Origin of the sequence: Dechloromonas sp. TW-R-39-2 (genome assembly GCF_016864195.1) — a bacterium.
In the GTDB taxonomy this organism is placed as follows: Bacteria; Pseudomonadota; Gammaproteobacteria; order Burkholderiales; family Rhodocyclaceae; genus Azonexus.
Genome location: NZ_CP045202.1, coordinates 2,824,904 through 2,843,779 on the forward strand (window position 1 = coordinate 2,824,904; position 18,876 = coordinate 2,843,779).

General features: G+C 60.4%; 18 protein-coding genes. 5 read left to right on the forward strand and 13 right to left on the reverse strand.

Annotated elements, in window-relative coordinates; genetic code table 11:
- Nucleotides 1–6 precede the first annotated feature (6 nt).
- From GBK02_RS13685 to GBK02_RS13705, 5 genes are all read left to right on the forward strand, one after another.
- Complete coding sequence (locus GBK02_RS13685) at nucleotides 7–498, forward strand: peptidylprolyl isomerase (protein WP_203467180.1); 492 nt, start codon at nucleotides 7–9, stop codon at nucleotides 496–498.
- 53 nt (nucleotides 499–551) lie between these two features.
- Nucleotides 552–1,232 (forward strand): UDP-2,3-diacylglucosamine diphosphatase, encoded by a 681-nt coding sequence (locus GBK02_RS13690; protein WP_239003035.1) that lies wholly within the window; start codon nucleotides 552–554, stop codon nucleotides 1,230–1,232.
- Between the two features lie 22 nt (nucleotides 1,233–1,254).
- Nucleotides 1,255–3,075, forward strand: a complete 1,821-nt coding sequence (gene recQ / locus GBK02_RS13695) for a DNA helicase RecQ (protein ID WP_203467182.1) — start codon at nucleotides 1,255–1,257, stop codon at nucleotides 3,073–3,075.
- A gap of 2 nt (nucleotides 3,076–3,077) precedes the next feature.
- A complete protein-coding gene (locus tag GBK02_RS17065; protein WP_203467183.1) occupies nucleotides 3,078–4,712 on the forward strand; it encodes a DUF2238 domain-containing protein in 1,635 nt (544 codons plus the stop codon).
- Between the two features lie 112 nt (nucleotides 4,713–4,824).
- Nucleotides 4,825–5,904, forward strand: coding sequence for a GGDEF domain-containing protein (locus GBK02_RS13705; RefSeq protein ID WP_203467184.1), 1,080 nt, complete (start codon nucleotides 4,825–4,827; stop codon nucleotides 5,902–5,904).
- 101 nt (nucleotides 5,905–6,005) lie between these two features.
- On the opposite strand, the gene hflX is transcribed toward GBK02_RS13705, so the two are convergent.
- The 13 genes from hflX to GBK02_RS13770 all read right to left on the reverse strand — a co-directional run bounded on the left by hflX (nucleotide 6,006) and on the right by GBK02_RS13770 (nucleotide 18,876).
- Nucleotides 6,006–7,337, reverse strand: a complete 1,332-nt coding sequence (gene hflX / locus GBK02_RS13710; RefSeq protein ID WP_203467185.1) for a GTPase HflX — start codon at nucleotides 7,335–7,337, stop codon at nucleotides 6,006–6,008.
- Nucleotides 7,338–7,340: 3 nt separating this feature from the next.
- A complete protein-coding gene (locus GBK02_RS13715; protein ID WP_203467186.1) occupies nucleotides 7,341–8,618 on the reverse strand; it encodes a DEAD/DEAH box helicase in 1,278 nt (425 codons plus the stop codon).
- A 51-nt stretch (nucleotides 8,619–8,669) separates the two neighbouring features.
- Nucleotides 8,670–9,851 (reverse strand): O-succinylhomoserine sulfhydrylase, encoded by a 1,182-nt coding sequence (locus tag GBK02_RS13720; RefSeq protein ID WP_203467187.1) that lies wholly within the window; start codon nucleotides 9,849–9,851, stop codon nucleotides 8,670–8,672.
- A gap of 1 nt (nucleotide 9,852) precedes the next feature.
- The gene (purF, locus tag GBK02_RS13725; RefSeq protein ID WP_203467188.1) at nucleotides 9,853–11,394 is read right to left on the reverse strand and encodes an amidophosphoribosyltransferase; all 1,542 of its coding nucleotides are present in this window, start codon (nucleotides 11,392–11,394) and stop codon (nucleotides 9,853–9,855) included.
- Nucleotides 11,395–11,406: 12 nt separating this feature from the next.
- Nucleotides 11,407–11,898, reverse strand: coding sequence for a CvpA family protein (locus GBK02_RS13730; protein ID WP_203467189.1), 492 nt, complete (start codon nucleotides 11,896–11,898; stop codon nucleotides 11,407–11,409).
- Nucleotides 11,895–12,641 carry an SPOR domain-containing protein gene (locus GBK02_RS17035; RefSeq protein ID WP_203467190.1) on the reverse strand — a complete coding sequence of 249 codons (747 nt, stop codon included), beginning with the start codon at nucleotides 12,639–12,641 and terminating at the stop codon, nucleotides 11,895–11,897. Before GBK02_RS17035 ends, GBK02_RS13730 begins: the two co-directional genes overlap by 4 nt.
- 2 nt (nucleotides 12,642–12,643) lie before the next feature.
- On the reverse strand, nucleotides 12,644–13,951 hold the full coding sequence (folC, locus tag GBK02_RS13740) for a bifunctional tetrahydrofolate synthase/dihydrofolate synthase (protein ID WP_203467191.1): 1,308 nt from the start codon (nucleotides 13,949–13,951) through the stop codon (nucleotides 12,644–12,646).
- 65 nt (nucleotides 13,952–14,016) lie between these two features.
- Entirely contained in the window at nucleotides 14,017–14,886 is an 870-nt protein-coding gene (gene accD / locus GBK02_RS13745) for an acetyl-CoA carboxylase, carboxyltransferase subunit beta (RefSeq protein WP_203467192.1), read from the reverse strand.
- Complete coding sequence (gene trpA / locus GBK02_RS13750) at nucleotides 14,883–15,689, reverse strand: tryptophan synthase subunit alpha (protein WP_203467193.1); 807 nt, start codon at nucleotides 15,687–15,689, stop codon at nucleotides 14,883–14,885. The genes accD and trpA overlap by 4 nt, the downstream gene beginning before the upstream one ends.
- Complete coding sequence (gene trpB, locus GBK02_RS13755) at nucleotides 15,689–16,888, reverse strand: tryptophan synthase subunit beta (protein ID WP_203467194.1); 1,200 nt, start codon at nucleotides 16,886–16,888, stop codon at nucleotides 15,689–15,691. Before trpB ends, trpA begins: the two co-directional genes overlap by 1 nt.
- Entirely contained in the window at nucleotides 16,875–17,501 is a 627-nt protein-coding gene (locus GBK02_RS13760) for a phosphoribosylanthranilate isomerase (protein WP_203467195.1), read from the reverse strand. The genes trpB and GBK02_RS13760 overlap by 14 nt, the downstream gene beginning before the upstream one ends.
- Nucleotides 17,498–18,286 carry a tRNA pseudouridine(38-40) synthase TruA gene (truA, locus tag GBK02_RS13765; protein ID WP_203467196.1) on the reverse strand — a complete coding sequence of 263 codons (789 nt, stop codon included), beginning with the start codon at nucleotides 18,284–18,286 and terminating at the stop codon, nucleotides 17,498–17,500. The genes GBK02_RS13760 and truA overlap by 4 nt, the downstream gene beginning before the upstream one ends.
- Nucleotides 18,283–18,876, reverse strand: a complete 594-nt coding sequence (locus GBK02_RS13770) for a hypothetical protein (RefSeq protein ID WP_203467197.1) — start codon at nucleotides 18,874–18,876, stop codon at nucleotides 18,283–18,285. The genes truA and GBK02_RS13770 overlap by 4 nt, the downstream gene beginning before the upstream one ends.

Genomic DNA, 18,876 nt, shown 5'->3' on the forward strand with positions numbered 1-18,876 from the left:
TACCCAATGATCAAGCTCACCACCAACCACGGTGTCATCACCCTCAACCTGGATGCCGAAAAGGCCCCGAAGACGGTCGCCAACTTCATTTCCTACGTTGAAGCCGGCCACTACAACAACACCGTCTTCCACCGCGTGATCAAGAACTTCATGATCCAGGGCGGCGGCATGGAACCCGGCATGAACCAGAAAGAGTGCCAGGCACCGATCGAGAACGAAGCCGCCAACGGCCTGAAAAACAAGCGTGGCAGCATCGCCATGGCGCGTACCAACGACCCGCACTCGGCGACCGCCCAGTTCTTCATCAATACTGTCGACAACGATTTCCTCGACTTCAAGGCACCGAGCGGCCAGGGCTGGGGTTACTGTGTTTTCGGTGAAGTCGTCGAAGGCATGGATGTGGTCGACAAGATCCGCGCCGTGGCCACCGGCAACAAGGGCTTCCACCAAGATGTGCCGAAGGAAGACGTGATCATCGAGAAGGCCGAGATCGTTTGATCTTCTTCATCTCCGATCTGCACCTGTCGCCCCGGTCACCCGGGGCGACTCGTTTGTTTCTCCAGTTTATCGGCGACCGCGCGCGACAAGCCGATGAGCTGTACATCCTCGGCGATTTTTTCGAAACCTGGATCGGCGATGACGATATCGACGACAGTTTCAACGCCGGGATTGTCAGTGCCTTGCGCGCTGCCAGCGATGCCGGACTACGCATCAGCCTGCTGCACGGCAACCGCGACTTCCTGCTCGGCCCGGATTTTTCCACGGCGAGCGGCGTCCGCCTGATTTCCGACCCTTATGTCCTGTCGACCGCGGAATGGCAGTTTGTGCTCTCACATGGCGATGCCCTGTGCCTGGACGACACCGCCTACATGGCCTTCCGGACGCAAGTCCGCAACCCGGACTGGCAAGCAGCACTGCTCGCCAAGCCACTCGCCGAGCGCCGCGCCATCGCCGCCCACATGCGTGAGGTCAGCGAGTCCAGCCAGCGTGACAAGGACAATCCTTACACCGATCTGCAGCCCGCCGCGACCGACGACTTCCTGCGCGAACACGGTTACGCCACCTTCGTTCACGGCCACACGCACCAACCGGCCAAGCACGACCACATCGTCGACGGCATCCATGTCGAGCGCTGGGTGCTGGCCGACTGGCATGAAGAGCGCGGCGAATGCCTGATCTGGGATGGCGAGGCGCTGAGCCGCGAAGCCATCCTGCCTGAAAACCGGCCTTAATCCGGTGTCGACCGCAGCAAGCATGCACCCCGTCAGCGGAACCAGGAATGCACTGGACATCCTGCGCGATGTCTTCGGTTATCCAGCCTTTCGCGGCGCCCAGGCCGAAATCATCGAGCACGTCAGCACGGGTGGCGACGCCCTGGTGCTGATGCCGACAGGCGGCGGCAAAAGTCTCTGTTTCCAGATTCCGGCCCTGCTCCGCCCCGGCTGCGCCATTGTCGTTTCGCCACTGATTGCGCTGATGCAGGATCAGGTCGACGCCCTGACCCAACTCGGCGTCAAGGCCGCTTGCCTGAACTCGACGCTCGACTGGCGCGAGGCCCAGGCTATCGAGCAGGCCATCTTCAACGGCACCCTCGATCTCGTTTACATCGCCCCGGAGCGCCTGCTGCTCGACCGCACGCTGGCGATGATCGACAGCCTCTACGAAGCCGGCAAGCTATCCCTGTTCGCCATCGACGAAGCGCACTGCGTCTCGCAATGGGGCCACGATTTCCGGCCGGAATACCTGCAGCTGTCGACGCTGCACCAGCGTTACCCGAATGTCCCGCGCATCGCCCTGACGGCGACGGCCGACACGGCGACACAGAACGAAATGCTGGCCCGCCTCGGCCTGACCGAAGCGCGAGTTTTCCTTTCCAGCTTCGATCGCCCGAACATCCGCTACACCGTGGTCGAAAAAGACAATGCCAAGAAGCAATTGCTCGGCTTCCTGACCGGGCGACGCGGCCAGGCTGGCATCGTCTATTGCCTGTCGCGCAAGAAGGTCGAGGAAACCGCCGAATGGCTGTCAACCCAGGGCTACCCGGCCCTGCCTTACCATGCCGGCCTGCCGGCACCGGAGCGTGCCGCCAACCAGCGCCGTTTCCTGCGCGAGGAAGGCCTGATCATGTGTGCGACGATCGCCTTCGGCATGGGTATCGACAAACCCGACGTCCGCTTCGTCGCCCACCTCGATTTACCGAAAAGCATCGAAGCCTACTACCAGGAAACCGGCCGCGCCGGCCGTGACGGTGAAGCAGCCGAAGCCTGGATGGCTTATGGCATGCAGGACGTCGCATTGCAGCACGCCCGGATTGCCGAATCGGGTGCCGCCGAAGGCCAGAAAATCCTCGAATCCCAGCGCTTGACCGCGCTGCTCGCCTATTGCGAAGCACCGCGCTGCCGCCGTCAGGTGCTGCTCAACTACTTTGCCGAAAACCGCGAGCCCTGCGGCAATTGCGACGTCTGCCTCGATCCGCCGGAATTGTGGGATGGCACCCAAGCGGCACAAAAAGCCCTGTCGGCCATTTTCCGCACCGGCATGCGCTTCGGCGTGACACACCTGACCGATGTGCTGCGCGGCAAGATGAACGAGCGCATGCAGCAGTACGGCCACGACAAACTGCCGACTTTCGGCGTCGGCAACGAACTCGACGATCACGGCTGGAAAAGCGTTTTCCGCCAACTGGCCGCCGCCGGGCTGGTCCATGTCGATATGGCCGAGCACGGCGCGCTGCAACTGACCGATGCTGCCCGCGAAGTACTCAAGGGCCAGCGCCGTGTTCAGTTGCGTCGCCCGGCCAAGCGCAAATCGACGACAAGCCGGAGCAGCGTTGTCCAGAGCGACCTGTCGCCGGCCGATGACGCACTATTCCAGTTGCTGCGCAAATGGCGGGCCGACACGGCGCGCGAACAGGGCGTCCCGGCCTACGTCATCCTGCACGACAAGACCTTGCGCGAACTGGCCGAAGTCCGCCCGGTCAGCCACGGCCTGCTGGCCAGCATCACCGGCATGGGCACGGCCAAGATCGACCATTACGGCGAAGAACTGCTCAACCTGATCCGCCACGAGGCTTGACCATGGATACCCGCAATACTCTCAATGCCGCACTCGGCAGCATCGTTATTGCCGCACTGCTCGCCTCAGGCATCGCTCCGTTCGACCGGACAACCTGGTTGATGGAAGTTGCCCCGGTACTGATTGCCCTGCCACTGATCGTGGTCACACGCAAAAACTATCCGCTGACAATCCTGCTCACAGTATTGATCGCCCTGCACATGCTGGTGCTGATTGCCGGCGGCGCCTGGAGCTATGCGCGTGTTCCGCTGGGTTTCTGGCTGCAGGAGGTTTTCGCGGTCGACCGCAATCCCTACGACAAAATCGGGCATTTCATGCAGGGCTTCGTTCCCGCCTTGATTGCCCGTGAAATCCTGCTGCGCGGCGCTTACATCAAAGGCCGCAAGATGACCGCCTTCCTGTGCATCAGCATTGCACTGGCAATCAGCGCCACCTACGAACTGATCGAATGGGCTGCCGCATTGGCGCTGGGCCAAGGCGCTGACGAGTTTCTCGGCACCCAGGGCGATGTCTGGGATACCCAGTCCGACATGTTCATGGCCCTGATCGGTTCCAGTACTGCCATGGTGTTTCTTTCAGGCTGGCATGACCGTCAGCTGGCCAGACTGCCCGGCGCGTACCGCCGCAAGCCCGACGTTTGCCAACCAACCGGCAATGCAGAATTGCCCATGCTCGACATCTACATGCCGATGATGAAAAGTGCAGCCATCATCGCCACCGGGCGCCTCGGGCTGTTTCAGGCACTAGCCGAAGGCCCGCTCGACAGCGCCGACCTGGCCCGAAAAATCCAGGCCAGCGAACGCGGTACAGCAACACTGATCGATTTCCTGATCACCATCGGCTATCTCGAACAACAAGGCACGAAGATCGCCAACAGCGCCAGCACGCAACGCTGGCTGACCCGTCTCGGCCAGATCGACTACACCCCCGGCGTCTTGTGGACCTACGAAGCCTGGCCGATGATGGCCAGACTGGATGATGCCGTGCGAAGCGGCCAGCCGGAAAGCACGCTATGGGATGCCATGGTCGACCGTCCCGAACTGGGCGAATTGTTCTCGGCCTACATGCGCGCCTTCGCTCAGGATCTCGGCCCGGATTTGCTGAAGCACGTCCCGATAACAGCGAAATACCGCCGTCTGCTTGATCTCGGCGGCTCACACGGTTTGCACTCGGTGCGTTTCTGCCAACGCTACCCGCAACTGAGCAGCCGGATCGTCGATCTGCCCAGCGCTCTGGGCAATACCCCGGCGACGCTGGCCGGCGAAGGGCTGAGCCAGCGCATCGAACTCAGTCCGGGCAACCTGCTCGACCACGACTGGGGAACCGGGCATGACGTCGTGTTCTACCTCTCGGTCGCCCACAACCAGACGGCCGACGACAACCGTCGGGTCATCCAGCGCATTTACAACGCACTCAATCCCGGCGGCCTGCTGGTCATCCACGAATATCTCGCCGAATCGCCCAACAATGCACTCAACGCAGCTTTTCGTCTGACCTTGCTGTTCGAAACCGGCACGCAGACCCATGCCTTCGATGATTATGCGGGCTGGCTGGAAGCAGCAGACTTCGTCGCGCTCAAACGCATCGATCTCGACCCGCAAGAAAAAGGCTCCCTGCTACTTGCCTGGCGCCCCTGATTTGCCGCGGAGAATTACAGGAGAATAGGCATCAGCTTGCCCGGCCACCTTGAAATCGCTACCAAGCGGGGGTTAAATAAAACCTCTTCAAATACTTACAGGCCGATGCCACATGCCAAAACCCCTCCTCAGGCACCTGCTGTTTGGTCGGGTCAGATTTCTCGAAAGTGAAGAGTACCTCGCGTTTCAGTACAAGCTGCTGATCATCGTGCTGCTTTCCGGTGCGCTCTTCACCGCACTTTTCCTGGTCGGCGAAATCAGCAAGCTCAATCCTCTCGGCGGCAGCATTCACTTTTACTCGATGAATGTCTTTTCGGCGGGCGCCCTGCTGCTTTGGCTACTGCTCAGGGGAAGGAAAGAACGCTACCGGCAGATTGCCTGGAGCTATCAGATCCTGTGCATTCTCGAATACATCTCGGCCTTGCTGTACGTCCCGCAGGATGAGCTGAGGATTCTCTGGTTCTTTACCAACATCCCCGGCGTTTACATTCTGCTTGGTCAGCACCCCGGCGCGATCATTACCAGCCTGAGCATCGTTGGACTAGCCTTCGGCAACGCCTACTTGTCGGCACCTTACTCACCCAATGGCCTGGCCACGCTGATCGTCGCCATGGCGTACCAAGGTGCTTTTTTCCACATTTATGGGAATCGCTCGATTTCCTATTTTGTGCGCATGCGCAAATCGCATGAAAAACTGCACCATCTTGCCACCCACGACTCGCTGACCGGCTCGCTCAATGCCCGTGCCTATTACGCAAGCTGCGAGCACATGATTCATTTCGCCCGAAGACACGCCTCGCCGTTCTCGATCCTGTTCATCGACCTCGATCATTTCAAGCACGTCAACGATAACTACGGGCATGCTGCCGGTGACATTGTTCTGAAGGCAGTCGCAGGCACCCTGACGCAATCGATACGAGGCAGCGATGCACTGGGTCGGGTCGGCGGCGAAGAATTCTCGATTTTCCTGCCCAACACCAGCTTGGCCGGCGCCCAGCTGGTTGCTGAAACGATTCGGGAGAAAATTGAAAACCTGTGCCCGGTGATCGCCTCCGGCCCCTTGAAAATCACCGCAAGCATTGGCATTGCCGAATGCAGCAAGGGCGATCAGAGCATGGAAGAAATCCAGCAACAGGCAGACGAGGCCATGTATGAAGCCAAGAAAAAGGCCGCAACCGTGTCTCGTCGCTGAGTCAGGTCAATCCAGTGCTAGCAACCGCCCTGGCTGGCTGAATGGCCGGGGTGCTGCACGCGGCAGCGGCACCGGCCATCCCTGCTTCGATGAGTCGAAGCTCAGAGCGCTTCGAATTTCTCGCGCAGCCCGGTCACGATATGGCCTTCGCCACGTACCCGGAAAAAAGCCCCCGCCTCGTCGGCACGCTCCTCAAGGACTTCACAGTCTGCGTAGATATCCTTGCGCAACTGCTGAGCCGTCCATGGCAGGAAAAGCTCATCCTCGACCAGGCCTTGCTGGAAGAAAGCGATGATCAGCAAGCGCAAGGCAGCCACTTCTTCCGGCCGGCGGGCGCTCATCACGACACAATCCGGATACTTTGCCCGTAATGCAGCTTCGCATTCCGCCTGAGCCGCCACGTCGCCGACATGATCGATCTTGTTGAAGACGCGGATGCGTGGCACCTCGTCGGCACCGATTTCCGCCAGGACATGATCGGTCACTTCCAGCTGGCGTTCGAAACCGGGGTCGCTGGCATCGATCACATGCAGCAGCAGGGAAGCATCCAGCGCCTCATCGAGCGTCGATTTGAACGAAGCAACCAGGCCGTGCGGCAAATTCTTGATGAAGCCAACCGTATCGCTGACCAGCACGCGCGGCACACTTTCCGGATGCAGCGTGCGCACCGTGGTATCGAGTGTGGCAAAAAGCTTGTTGGCGACCAGCACTTCACTGCCGGTCAGCGCCCGCATCAGCGTCGACTTGCCGGCATTGGTGTAACCGACCAGAGCCACAGCGGCCAGGCCCTGACGTTCCTGGCGACGGGCACGCTGCGTCTTGCGCTCGGCCTCCATGGCCACGATTTCGAGTTGAAGCTCGGCAATCCGGTCGCGAATCTTGCGCTTATCAAGCTCGGTATGCGACTCGCCCGCCCCTCGCCCGCCGACACCGCTACGCTGACGGCCCTGTGGCCCGGCCAGTTTGGCGGCTTCGCGCAGACGCGGCGCCATGTAGCCCAGACGGGCAATTTCAACCTGAGCACGGGCGGCGCGCGAGCGGGCATTGCGATGGAAGATTTCGAGGATGACCATCGTCCGGTCCATCACCTCGCAACCGACTTCCTTTTCGAGATTCCGTGCCTGCGACGGCGAAATCTCGTGGTCGACCAGAATGGCATCGATCTCGTAACCGTCGGGATACCCGGGTTCAGCCATCGCCGCTTCATGATTCACATAATGGTGAATCTCCTGGCGCTTGCCGACACCCAGATAAGCCGTCGCGTCGAAGCCGCTGCGTTTCTGGATGAAGGTGCGCACGACGGTAAAACCCAGCGTCTTGGCCAGCTCACGCAACTCGGCCAGAGATGCCTCGAATTCAAAATCACTGACATGCGGCAGTTGAACCGCGGCAGCAACCGCGTAACTAGGTTTTTCCCTGAGATCGTTCTGCATGCCTTAGCGGTGCCTGCTGCCGGTACGATGTTGCTGCGGTCCACCCGGTTTTTGAGCCGATTTCTGACCTTGCGGACGTCCCGGCTGTGGATTGCGATTACCGCGCGGCGGCACCGGCGGACGCGGGGAAGCGGTGGCCGACTGTTCGAAACCGGGAATCACGACACGTTCCAGCGTGCGCTTGATCAGCTTTTCGATATCGCGCAGGTACGGGCGCTCATCGTGGCAAACCAGCGAAATCGCCTCGCCTTCCATGCCGGCGCGACCGGTACGACCGATGCGATGCACGTAATCTTCGGCGATGTTCGGCAGTTCGTAGTTGATGACGTAGGGCAGCGAATCGATATCGATACCGCGCGCTGCGATATCGGTGGCGACCAGTGCGACCAGCTTGCCGTCCTTGAAATCATTCAGGGCGCGAGTCCGCGCACCTTGCGATTTGTCGCCATGCAGCGCAGCCGACTTGATGCCGGCCTTTTCCAGCGTCCGGGCCAAGGCATCGGCGCCGTGCTTGGTCCGGGCAAAAACCAGCACTTGATGCCAGCCGCGCGTCTCGAACAGATGGCAGAGCAGTTCCTTCTTCTTTTCGCGATCGGTTTCGATAATCCGCTGGGTGACCGTTTCAGCTGCCGTATTGCGCGCCGCGACATCGACCGAGACCGGGTTATTGAGCAGGCCGTTGGCCAGTTCGCGAATTTCCGGCGAGAAAGTCGCCGAGAACATCAGGTTCTGACGCTGCTTCGGCAGCAGCGCGATGACCTTGCGGATATCGCGAATGAAGCCCATGTCGAGCATGCGGTCGGCTTCGTCGAGCACAAAAATCTCGATCGCCGAGAGGTCGACCGTGCGTTGCTGGACGTGATCGAGCAGACGGCCCGGTGTCGCCACCAGGATGTCGACGCCACGACGCAGGTTGGCGATCTGCGGGTTGATGCCGACACCGCCAAACACGGCCAGCGAATTGATCGGCAGATGCTTGCCGTAGGTGCGGACGCTTTCTTCAACCTGGATTGCCAGTTCACGCGTCGGCGTCAGGACGAGCACACGCGGCGTCTTGGAAACGCGGCTCAGGCGATCATTTGCGCCGCTTGCCAGACGATGCAGGATGGGCAGCGTAAAACCGGCGGTCTTGCCGGTCCCGGTCTGGGCCGTGGCCATCAGGTCCTTGCCGGTCATCACGGCAGGAATGGCTTGTTGCTGGATGGGCGTCGGCGTGTCATAGCCCTGCTCGCTGACAGCGCGCAGCAGTTCGGCCTTGAGGCCGAGGTCGGTGAATTGCATGGGAACTCCGTGCGGGCAACCCGACGCCTGGCGCCGGGAGCCGCGTGTCAATCAGATGAGAGCCAGTCCGCGTTCGAGATCGGCTTGAAGATCCTCTACGGCTTCGAGACCGACTGCAATGCGCAGCAGTCCGTCGCTGATACCGGCGGCAGCCCGGACTTCCGGGGAAACGCGGCCATGGGTGGTAGAGGCAGGATGGGTGATGGTGGTCTTGGTATCGCCAAGATTGGCGGTAATCGACAGCAAGCGGCAGTTATCGACAACCTGCCAGGCCTGATCGCGGGCGCCCTTCACTTCGAAGGAAACGATCGCTCCGCCGGATTTCTGCTGGGTTTTGGCCAGCGCATGTTGCGGGTGCGATGGCAAACCGGGATAGAAAACCCGTGCCACCTTGGGATGCGCTTCAAGCCAGGTGGCCAGTTGTGCAGCACCGGCCGATTGCGCTTCGACGCGCAGCTTGAGGGTTTCCAGTCCCTTGAGCAGCACCCAGGCATTGAAGGCCGACAAGGTCGGACCGGCCGTACGCAGATACTTGAAAACCTCTTCGGTCAGTTTCTTCGAGCCACATACTGCACCGCCCAGCACGCGCCCCTGGCCATCGAGATACTTGGTCGCCGAATGGATCACCAGATCGGCGCCCATTTCAAGCGGACGCTGCAGGATAGGCGTACAGAAACAGTTATCGACGGCAACCAGGATGCCCTTGGCGTGGGCTATCGCGGTCAACGCACGAATATCGGCAATTTCGGTCAGCGGATTGGACGGCGTTTCGAGGAAGAACAGCTTGGTTTCCGGCCGGATAGCCGCTTCCCAGGCTGCCGGATCGGTCTGCGACACAAAGCTGGTGGTGATGCCGGTGCGCGCTAGGATATTCGAGAAGAGCTGAACCGTGGCACCGAACAAGCTGCCGGAAGCAACGATGTGATCGCCATTCTTCAGGTGCGCCAGCACCGCCGCCATGATGGCAGCCATCCCGCTTGAGGTTGCCACGCAGTTCTCGGCGCCTTCCAACGCAGCCAGACGATCCTCGAACATGCTGACCGTCGGGTTTGAAAAACGCGCGTAAACGTTGCCTTCCTCTTCACCGGAAAACCGGCGAGCCGCCTGCGCAGCACTTTGGAAAACAAAACTGGAGGTCAGATAAAGTGCTTCCGAATGCTCGCCAAACTGGCTGCGCTCCTGGCCGGCACGAACCGCCAGCGTCTCCGGGCGGTAATTCGGCGAGTCGCTCATTTTATTCCTGCCCACCGTTAGCCAGACCAAGCACCATCTGTTCCGAATTCGGTGCGTCATGCTCGTCATCATTCTTGGCCGGCTTGCCGCTGCTACGCTTGCCTTCGACGGCATCGAGGTAATAGCTGTCGATGTCGCCGGTAATGTACTGACCGTCGAAACAAGATGCATCGAATACGGTCAGATCGCTGCGCAGCTTGGTAATCGACTGCTTGAGCGCGGCGATATCCTGATAAATCAGCGCATCGGCACCGATTTCAGCCGCAATCTGCGCATCGGTACGACCGGTGGCGATCAATTCGGCACGCGTCGGCATGTCGATCCCGTAGACATTCGGGTAACGCACCGGCGGCGCGGCAGAAGCGAAGTAAACCTTGGTTGCACCGGCAGCACGGGCCATATCAACGATTTCGCGGCTGGTCGTACCGCGCACGATGGAATCGTCGACCAGCAGAACACGCTTGCCCTTGAACTCCTGGCCAACAGTATTCAGCTTCTGGCGCACCGACTTCTTGCGCATGGCCTGGCCCGGCATGATGAACGTCCGGCCGACATAGCGGTTCTTGACGAAACCTTCGCGGAACGGAATACCCAGCGCGTGGGCCAGTTGCATGGCCGACGGACGGCTGGAGTCCGGAATGGGAATGACCACGTCAATCTCGTCGACCGGGATTGTCTTCTTGACCTTTTCAGCCAGCAGTTCCCCCATCGCCAGACGGGCTTCGTACACCGAAACGCCATCGATCACGGTGTCCGGACGGGCCAGATAAACGTATTCGAAGATACACGGCGCGTACATCGGCTGCTGGGCGCACTGACGGCTATGCAGGTTGTGGTTGAGGTCGATGAAGACGGCCTCGCCCGGTTCGATATCGCGCACGACCTGGAAATTCAGCGTATCAAGCGCAACCGACTCCGAGGAAATCAGGTATTCCATGCCCTGCGGCGTTTCGTTCTGGCCGTAGACCAGCGGACGGATACCGTGCGGGTCGCGGAAAGCCAGCAGGCCGTAGCCGGCGATCAGGGCGACGACGGCATAGGCGCCGCGGCAGCGACGATGCACCCCGGCAACCGCCTGGAAAATGCTGTCGACGTCGAGTTCATAGCCATGCGATGCGGCCTGGAGCTCATGCGCCAGCACGTTGAGCAGGACTTCGGAATCGGAATTGGTATTGATGTGCCGGCGGTCCATCCGGAACATCTCGTCCTTGAGCTGCTCGGCGTTGGTCAGATTGCCGTTGTGGCCAAGCACGATGCCAAACGGCGAATTGACGTAAAACGGCTGGGCTTCGGCAAAATTGTAAGCCGAGCCGGCGGTCGGATAACGCACATGACCGATCCCGCAGTTGCCCGGCAGCGCCCGCATGTTGCGGGTGCGGAACACGTCACGGACCAGACCAGGCCCTTTGTGGAGATGGAAAGTATTACCTTCTGCCGTGGCAATCCCTGCTGCATCCTGGCCGCGGTGCTGAAGCACCATCAGACCATCGTAAAGCAACTGATTGACCGGCGTTGTCGCCATCACACCGAGAATCCCGCACATATTTTTTCCTGCCTAGCTGAATCGAATTCGTTTTGCCAAATCATCCGGCAGCCAGGGTTTAGCTGCCAGGACGGCTGTTTCCAAGGGTGCTGCAAGCGTCGACTCTTTCCACCACGACTGGCTCGGTGCAGCAGTCATGCCGCCCAATCCGACCAGAACCATGGTGATCAGCGCGCCGCGCACCAGACCAAAAACCATGCCCAACAAGCGATCCGACACACTCAGGCCCAAGGCCTTGACCATGTTGCGAACCGCCCAGCGAACCAGCGACATTGCCACCAGTACGCCGACAAAAATCAATACACAACCAGCCAGCGCCCGCATCGACGGATCAGCCACGCCGGAAAAAACCAGACTACCCGCCTGGCTGCCATGCTCGACGGCGGCGTAAATCCCGATGAACCAGGCGGCCAGTGCCACGATTTCACTCACCACACCGCGCCACAAGCCAAACAACAGCGACAGGCCGACGATGCCGATGACGACATAGTCAAAAATCGTCATTGCTTTGCCGCAACCACTCCGGAAACACCAATCTTCCGCATCTTGTCGAGCGCCTTGTCAGCCGCATCCTTGCTTGCAAAAGGCCCGGCCCTCAAGCGCGTTTTCTTGCCTTGCGGGGTATCCAGCGGCTCACTGATCGTCTTGATCCCCTGCTCGCCCAGCTTGGCCTTCAAATTCTTCACATTGGCCTCATTGGCAAACGCACCAATCAGGACCAGGTATTCACCGGACTTGGCCGCCGGCGACGCATCGGCAGCGTGTCCGGCCAGAATGGCTGCTGCGCGCTTGGCATCGTCGTGTTTGGCCGCAGTCTTTTCAGCCGGCTTTTCAACAGGCTTTTCCGGTTTTGCTGCCGGCTTCTCAGGTTTGGCAACGGGTTTTTCGACCGGTTTTTCTCGCTCAGGTTCCACCGCACGCGGAACAACTTTGGCAACAGGCTCCGGCACCGGCTTGGACTCAGGCGCCTCAACCTTGACCTGCGGCGCTACAGCAACCGGCTTGTCGACTGGTTTTTCAGGCGCTTTTTCGACTGCTTTTTCAACGGGCGCGGCAGCAAATTTGGGGGCAAACGGCTTTTCATCCTGCCCGGGAATACGAATCTCGACATCCTGAACCGGCTGTCGCGGCTGGTGATCCATCACCATGGGCAGAACGACCGCAACCACGGAAACGAAGGCGACGGCCCCCACCAGGCGGCGGCGCGCGCGTTTCTTGAGTTGCAGTTGAACGTCAGTGTCTTCCATGATCAGGTCTTTTTGCGCAGCGCCTGAAGCGCCCCGGCTACCGTGTAGAACGATCCAAAGGCCAGAATTCTATCACTTTCAGAGGCCAGCCCCTTGGCTGCATGCATCGCAAGCTCCGGCGAAGCGTAGCAAAGCACTTCTCCACCCAGCCCGGCCTGCCGAATGATCTGCGCCAGCGTTTCGGCAGTTGTGCCGCGCACGCCCTCCAGTGTTGCCACATGCCAGACATCGACCCTGTCCCTGAGCGGCTGCAGCGCACCGACAATATCCTTGTCGCCAAGCATCCCGACGACGGCATGTGTCCGGTCGAAAAAACCCATGCTCGACAAATTATCGGCCAGCACCTTGACCGCCTGGGGATTGTGCCCGACATCGAGGACGATTGCCGGCTTGCCCGGCACCACCTGGAAACGACCGGGCAATTCCGTTTCGATCAGACCTGGCCGAATCGCCTGCATGGTCACCGGCAACTTGTCGCCCAGCGCATCCAGCGCCGCCAGGGCGACCGCTGCATTGAACAGCTGGGTCGGGCCGCGCAGCCCGGGGTACGCCAGCGCACGTTTGACTACGCGCTCACCGGAACGGCACCACCAGCGCCATTGCAGCCGGTTTTCATTGGTTTCGGCACTCGGCCGCTCAAAACCGAAATCCCGGCCGAGCAAGCGCAAATCGGCACCGATTGCTGCAGCATGATCGAGCAGGCGTTGCGGCGGGTTGGGATCGGCACAAAACGCCGGACGCCCGGCACGGTAGATACCCGCTTTTTCGAAACCGATGCTTTCCCGGTCCGGTCCCAGCCAGTCGGTGTGGTCAAGCGCAACTGTCGTTACGATGGAAACGTCCGGTTCATAGGCGTTGACCGCATCAAGCCGTCCGCCCAGGCCCACTTCAAGCACGGCCGCCTCGATCCCTGCCTCGGCAAAAACCTCCCAGGCGGCCAACGTGCCGAACTCAAAATAAGTCAGTGCGACATTGCCCGCTTGCTGGCGTGCCGCCTCAACCCGGGCAAACGCGGCGCAAAGTGCCTCATCACTGGCCGGCTGCCCGTTCAGGCGAACCCGTTCGTTATAAACCAGCAAATGCGGCGAACTGTAGGAGCCGACGCGATACCCGGCCCGATCAATGATGTTTTCGAGGTAGGCGCAGGTCGACCCTTTGCCGTTGGTGCCCCCGACAACGATCACCGGACAGTGTTGAACCTGGCCGAGCGCCGCCTTGACTTGAAGAATACGGTCGAGGCCAAGCTCGATGCCGGCCTGCCCCTTCGGATGCAAGCCTTCGAGGTGAGCCAGCCAGTCGGATAAATTCATTTTGGAATCAATCAATAGGCTGCGGGATCGGGCAATGCGCCCGCCCCGCCAGCCTGTGCGCTGCCTCAGGCAGCTACCGGCAGCTTTTGCAGCAACGCCAGGACGCGAGCAACCTGATCGCGCATTTCACGCCGGTCGACAATCATGTCGATGGCGCCCTTTTCGAGGATGAACTCGGAACGCTGGAAACCTTCAGGCAAGGTTTCGCGCACCGTCTGCTCGATCACGCGCGGACCGGCAAAGCCGATCAGCGCTTTCGGTTCGGCAATCACCACGTCGCCGACGAAGGCGAAAGAAGCTGAAACACCGCCCATGGTCGGATCGGTCAGGATGGAAATGAACGGCAGGCCAGCCTGGGAAAGCTTGGTCAGTGCAGCCGTCGTCTTGGCCATCTGCATCAGCGAAAACAAGCCTTCCTGCATGCGCGCACCGCCGGAAGCGGTGATGCAGATAAAGGGCATTTTCTGCTCGACAGCGATTTGAACGCCGCGCACGAAGCGCTCGCCGAGCACGGAGCCCATCGAGCCGCCCATGAAATCGAACTCGAAGGCGGCCGCAACGACTGGCATGGTCTTGATGGCGCCCTGCAGGACGACGAGGGAGTCGCTTTCGCCGCTGCTCTCGTTGGCTTCCATCAGGCGATCCGGGTACTTCTTGGAATCCTTGAATTTCAGCGAGTCGACCGGGAGAACCTCGGCGCCGATTTCGAAGCGACCTTCGGGATCGAGCAGCACATCAAGACGCTGACGTGCGTTGATCCGGTGGTGGTGACCGCACTTCGGGCAAACCTGGAGATTGTTTTCGAGATCAGTGGCGTAAAGCACGGCCTCACAGGACGGGCACTTGCTCCACAGGCCTTCGGGCAGCGCATTGCGGCGCTGGGCGCCTTGTTCACGTTTGATCTTCGGGGGCAGAAGCTTGGTCAACCAACTCATTTTTTCACCTCATCTACACCGCGGCGAATGTCCGCGACCAAGGTCTTGACCTTGGCACAGGCAGTTTCGGCCGTGGATTTTTCAATTTCTTCGATAATTCGGCTGCCGACGACGACTGCATCAGCAAAAGCAGCAATGCGTGCTGCGGTCGACGCGTCGCGAATGCCAAAACCGACACCAACCGGCAAGCCGGTTTTTTCGCGGATCAGCGGCAGACGTTCAGCCACAGCCTCAACATTCAATGCGCCGGACCCGGTGACACCGGCCAGCGAAACGTAATAAACATAGCCGCTGGCAATCGCCGCAACCTGTTCGATGCGCGCCGTGGTCGACGTCGGCGCAAGCAGGAAAATCGGATCCATGCCATTGGCCTTCATCGCCACACCGAAAGTTTCAGCTTCTTCGGGCGGGTAATCGACGACGAGGACGCCATCAACGCCCGACTGCGCGGCTTTTTCGGCAAATTTCTCCAGACCCATGGCCTCGATCGGATTGGCGTAGCCCATCAGCACGACCGGCGTCTTGTCGTCATCGGTACGGAAGCGGGTCACCAGTTGCAGTACCTTGCGCAAGGTCATGCCACGCGCCAGCGCACGCTCAGAGGCGCGCTGGATGGTCGGGCCATCGGCCATCGGATCGGAAAACGGGACGCCCAGTTCGATCACGTCAGCCCCGGCTTCGACCAGCGCGTGCATCAGGGGCACGGTCAGGTCGGCATCGGGATCGCCAGCCGTAATGAAAGGAATCAGCGCCTTGCGGCCTTCGCCATTGAGGCGCTCAAAAGCAGACTTGATACGCGACATCAGAAAGTGATCCCGGATTTTTCGGCCACGGTATGCATATCCTTGTCACCCCGACCGGAGAGGTTGACCAGCAGAATCTTGTCTTTCGGCAACGTCGGGGCCAACTTGGCGGCATAGGCCAACGCATGGCTCGATTCGAGCGCCGGAATGATGCCTTCGATGCGGCACAGGGTATGGAACGCAGCCAGCGCTTCGGCATCGGTCACCGGCTGGTATTCAGCCCGGCCAAGATCCTTGAGCCAGGCGTGCTCCGGGCCAACGCCCGGATAATCCAGGCCGGCCGAGACCGAATGCGTCTCGATGATCTGGCCATCCTCGTCCTGCAGCAGGTAGGTGCGGTTGCCATGCAGCACGCCCGGCACACCGGCCGTCAGCGAGGCTGAGTGACGCCCGGTTTCCATGCCGTCACCGGCTGCTTCGACACCGATCAGGCGAACGTCCGGCAAATTGATGTAGGGATAGAAAATACCCATCGCGTTGGAACCGCCGCCGACAGCGGCAATCACTGCATCCGGCTGGCGACCGGCCATTTCCGGCATTTGCTCGAGGCATTCCTCGCCGATGATCTTCTGGAAATCGCGAACCAGCATCGGATACGGGTGCGGACCGGCGACCGTGCCGATGATGTAAAAGGTGTTGTGGATGTTTGTCACCCAGTCGCGCATCGCTTCGTTGAGTGCATCCTTCAGCGTCTTCGAGCCGGACTCGACCGGCACGACCGTCGCACCGAGCAACTTCATGCGATAGACGTTGGCCGCCTGACGCTTGACGTCCTCGGCGCCCATGTAGACAACGCATTCCATACCGTAACGTGCCGCCACCGTGGCAGTGGCGACGCCGTGCTGGCCGGCACCGGTTTCAGCGATGACACGCGGCTTGCCCATGCGCTTGGCGAGCATGGCCTGACCAATACAGTTGTTAACCTTGTGCGCCCCGGTATGGTTCAGGTCTTCACGCTTGAGGTAAATCTGCGCTCCACCCAGTTGTTCCGACCAACGCTTGGCGTGGTAAATCGGCGACGGACGGCCGACGAAATGCTTGAGTTCATATTCGTATTCGGCACGGAAAGACGGGTCGGCCTGTGCCGCGGCGTAGGCAGCCTTGAGCTCGTCGAGCGCACCAAACAGCGTCTCAGCAACAAATACACCACCGTAGGGACCGAAATGGCCCTTGGCATCGGGGAAGTTATATTGATTCATCAGCTTTCCGTACTGCCGCCACAAAGGCAGCGATTTTCGAGTGATCCTTGATTCCCTTGCTCATTTCGACCCCGGAAGAGACGTCGACCGCAACAGGACTAACCCGCCGCACCGCATCGCCAACATTCTCTGCGGCCAACCCGCCGGAAAGCACCAAAAAGCCCGGCAAGCCCGACGGAATCAGCGTCCAGTCAAAAACATGGCCACCACCACCGTAGCCTTCGACAAAAGCATCGAGCAGCAAACCGCGCGCATCGGGAAATGAGCCGGCGAATTCTACCAGATCAAGCCCCGGCCTCACCCTCGCGGCCCGAAGATAGGGGCGGGCAAACTGCCGGCAATAGGCGGCATCTTCGTCGCCATGAAACTGCAGGACATTAATCGGCAAGACATCGCAGACAGCAAGCACCGTTTCCGGCGCCTCATTGACGAACAAGCCAACCACATCGACAAACGGAGGAATTCGCCGGGCCAGCTCGGCCGCCCGCTGCGGCGTGACGTAACGCGGGCTGGGCGGATAGAAGACGAAACCGATGGCATCGGCACCGGCAGCCACGGCGGCATCGACATCCGCTTCGCGTGTCAGGCCGCAAATCTTGATCCGGGTTTTCATTTGAACACTCCATCGAGGAAATCATCGTCCGGATCGGGCAAATCCCAATGCGGCTCGTAGATCGGCCCCCGGAAATAAAGACCATCCGGCGAAAAAGTCGGCGCTGATTGCGTCCGGTCCCTGGCCTGGAGCAAGGTATCGATCCATGCCGGCGACTGGTTGGCCTTACCAACATAAACCAGGCTGCCGACCAGATTACGCACCATGTGATGCAGAAAAGCACTGGCTTCAAAGTCGAAGACAAAGAGATTGCCGAATTGACGGACATCGGCCCGCCACATGGTTTTGACCGGCGTTTTCGCCTGGCAGCCAGCCGCCCGGAAAGCCGAGAAATCGTGCTCGCCGAGCAGTCGACCGGCAGCATCCTGCATCGCCGCCAGATCAAGCGGCAAATGGAACCAGCCGAGCCGCCCCTGCCACAGACCGGGGCGTTGTGGCCGATTGAGCAGCAAGTAGCGATAGCGACGACCACGCGCACTGAAGCGGGCATGAAATTCGTCGCTCACTGGCTGAGCCCAGCGTACAGCCACGCTTTCCGGCAAATGCGCATTGACGCCGCGAACCCAGGCCGTTACCGGCCGTTCGACCGGCGCATCAAAATGCACAACCTGATTCGTCCCATGCACCCCCGCATCGGTTCGTCCGGCGCAGATAACGCTGACAGGCTGGCCGCAAATCGAGGCCAGCGCCTTTTCCAACACATCCTGAACCGTCTCTCCGCCCGGCTGGCTCTGCCAGCCGCGGAATGCGGTGCCGCAATATTCAACTCCCAGCGCAACTCTCACAGCACTATCGCCCCCACCAGCAAACCGGCCGCCAGTATCGAATACAACACATCAAGAAACGCCCAGCGCGGCAAATGCAAAGACACGACATTCGCCCCTCCCGGCAATTCGGCATCCAGTGCCAGCATGCTGCGCCAGTCTTTTTGCAGACCGGGTGACTGCAGATTTTCCAGAACCAGCGACAAGCGCACAACCAGTCGGTCGACATCCAGCCCGCAGCGGCGCAGCGGCTCAAGCACGCCCCACAAGGCGCAGATCAGACCATCACGCCCCAGTCGCACAAAAAGCACCGCCAGGCAGGCGAGTGTCACCACCAACCGGGCCGCCTGCCGGCCTGCCTCATCGAGTCCTTCGTAGCTCGGCGCCCACGCCAGATCATTCAGCGCCTCTCCTGGGGTGTTGTAGGCCAGAATCAAAAACAGGGAAACCAACAGCCAACGGGCTCGGCGCAGGTAGGACAACCATGGGAGCATGGCTTGCGGCGTCAGCAACAAGGCTGCGACAAGCAAGGCGCCGAGTCCGGCATAACCGACAAACTGTATGGCAAAAACTGCTGCCAGCCAGATGATCAACGCCGCAGAAGGATGCAA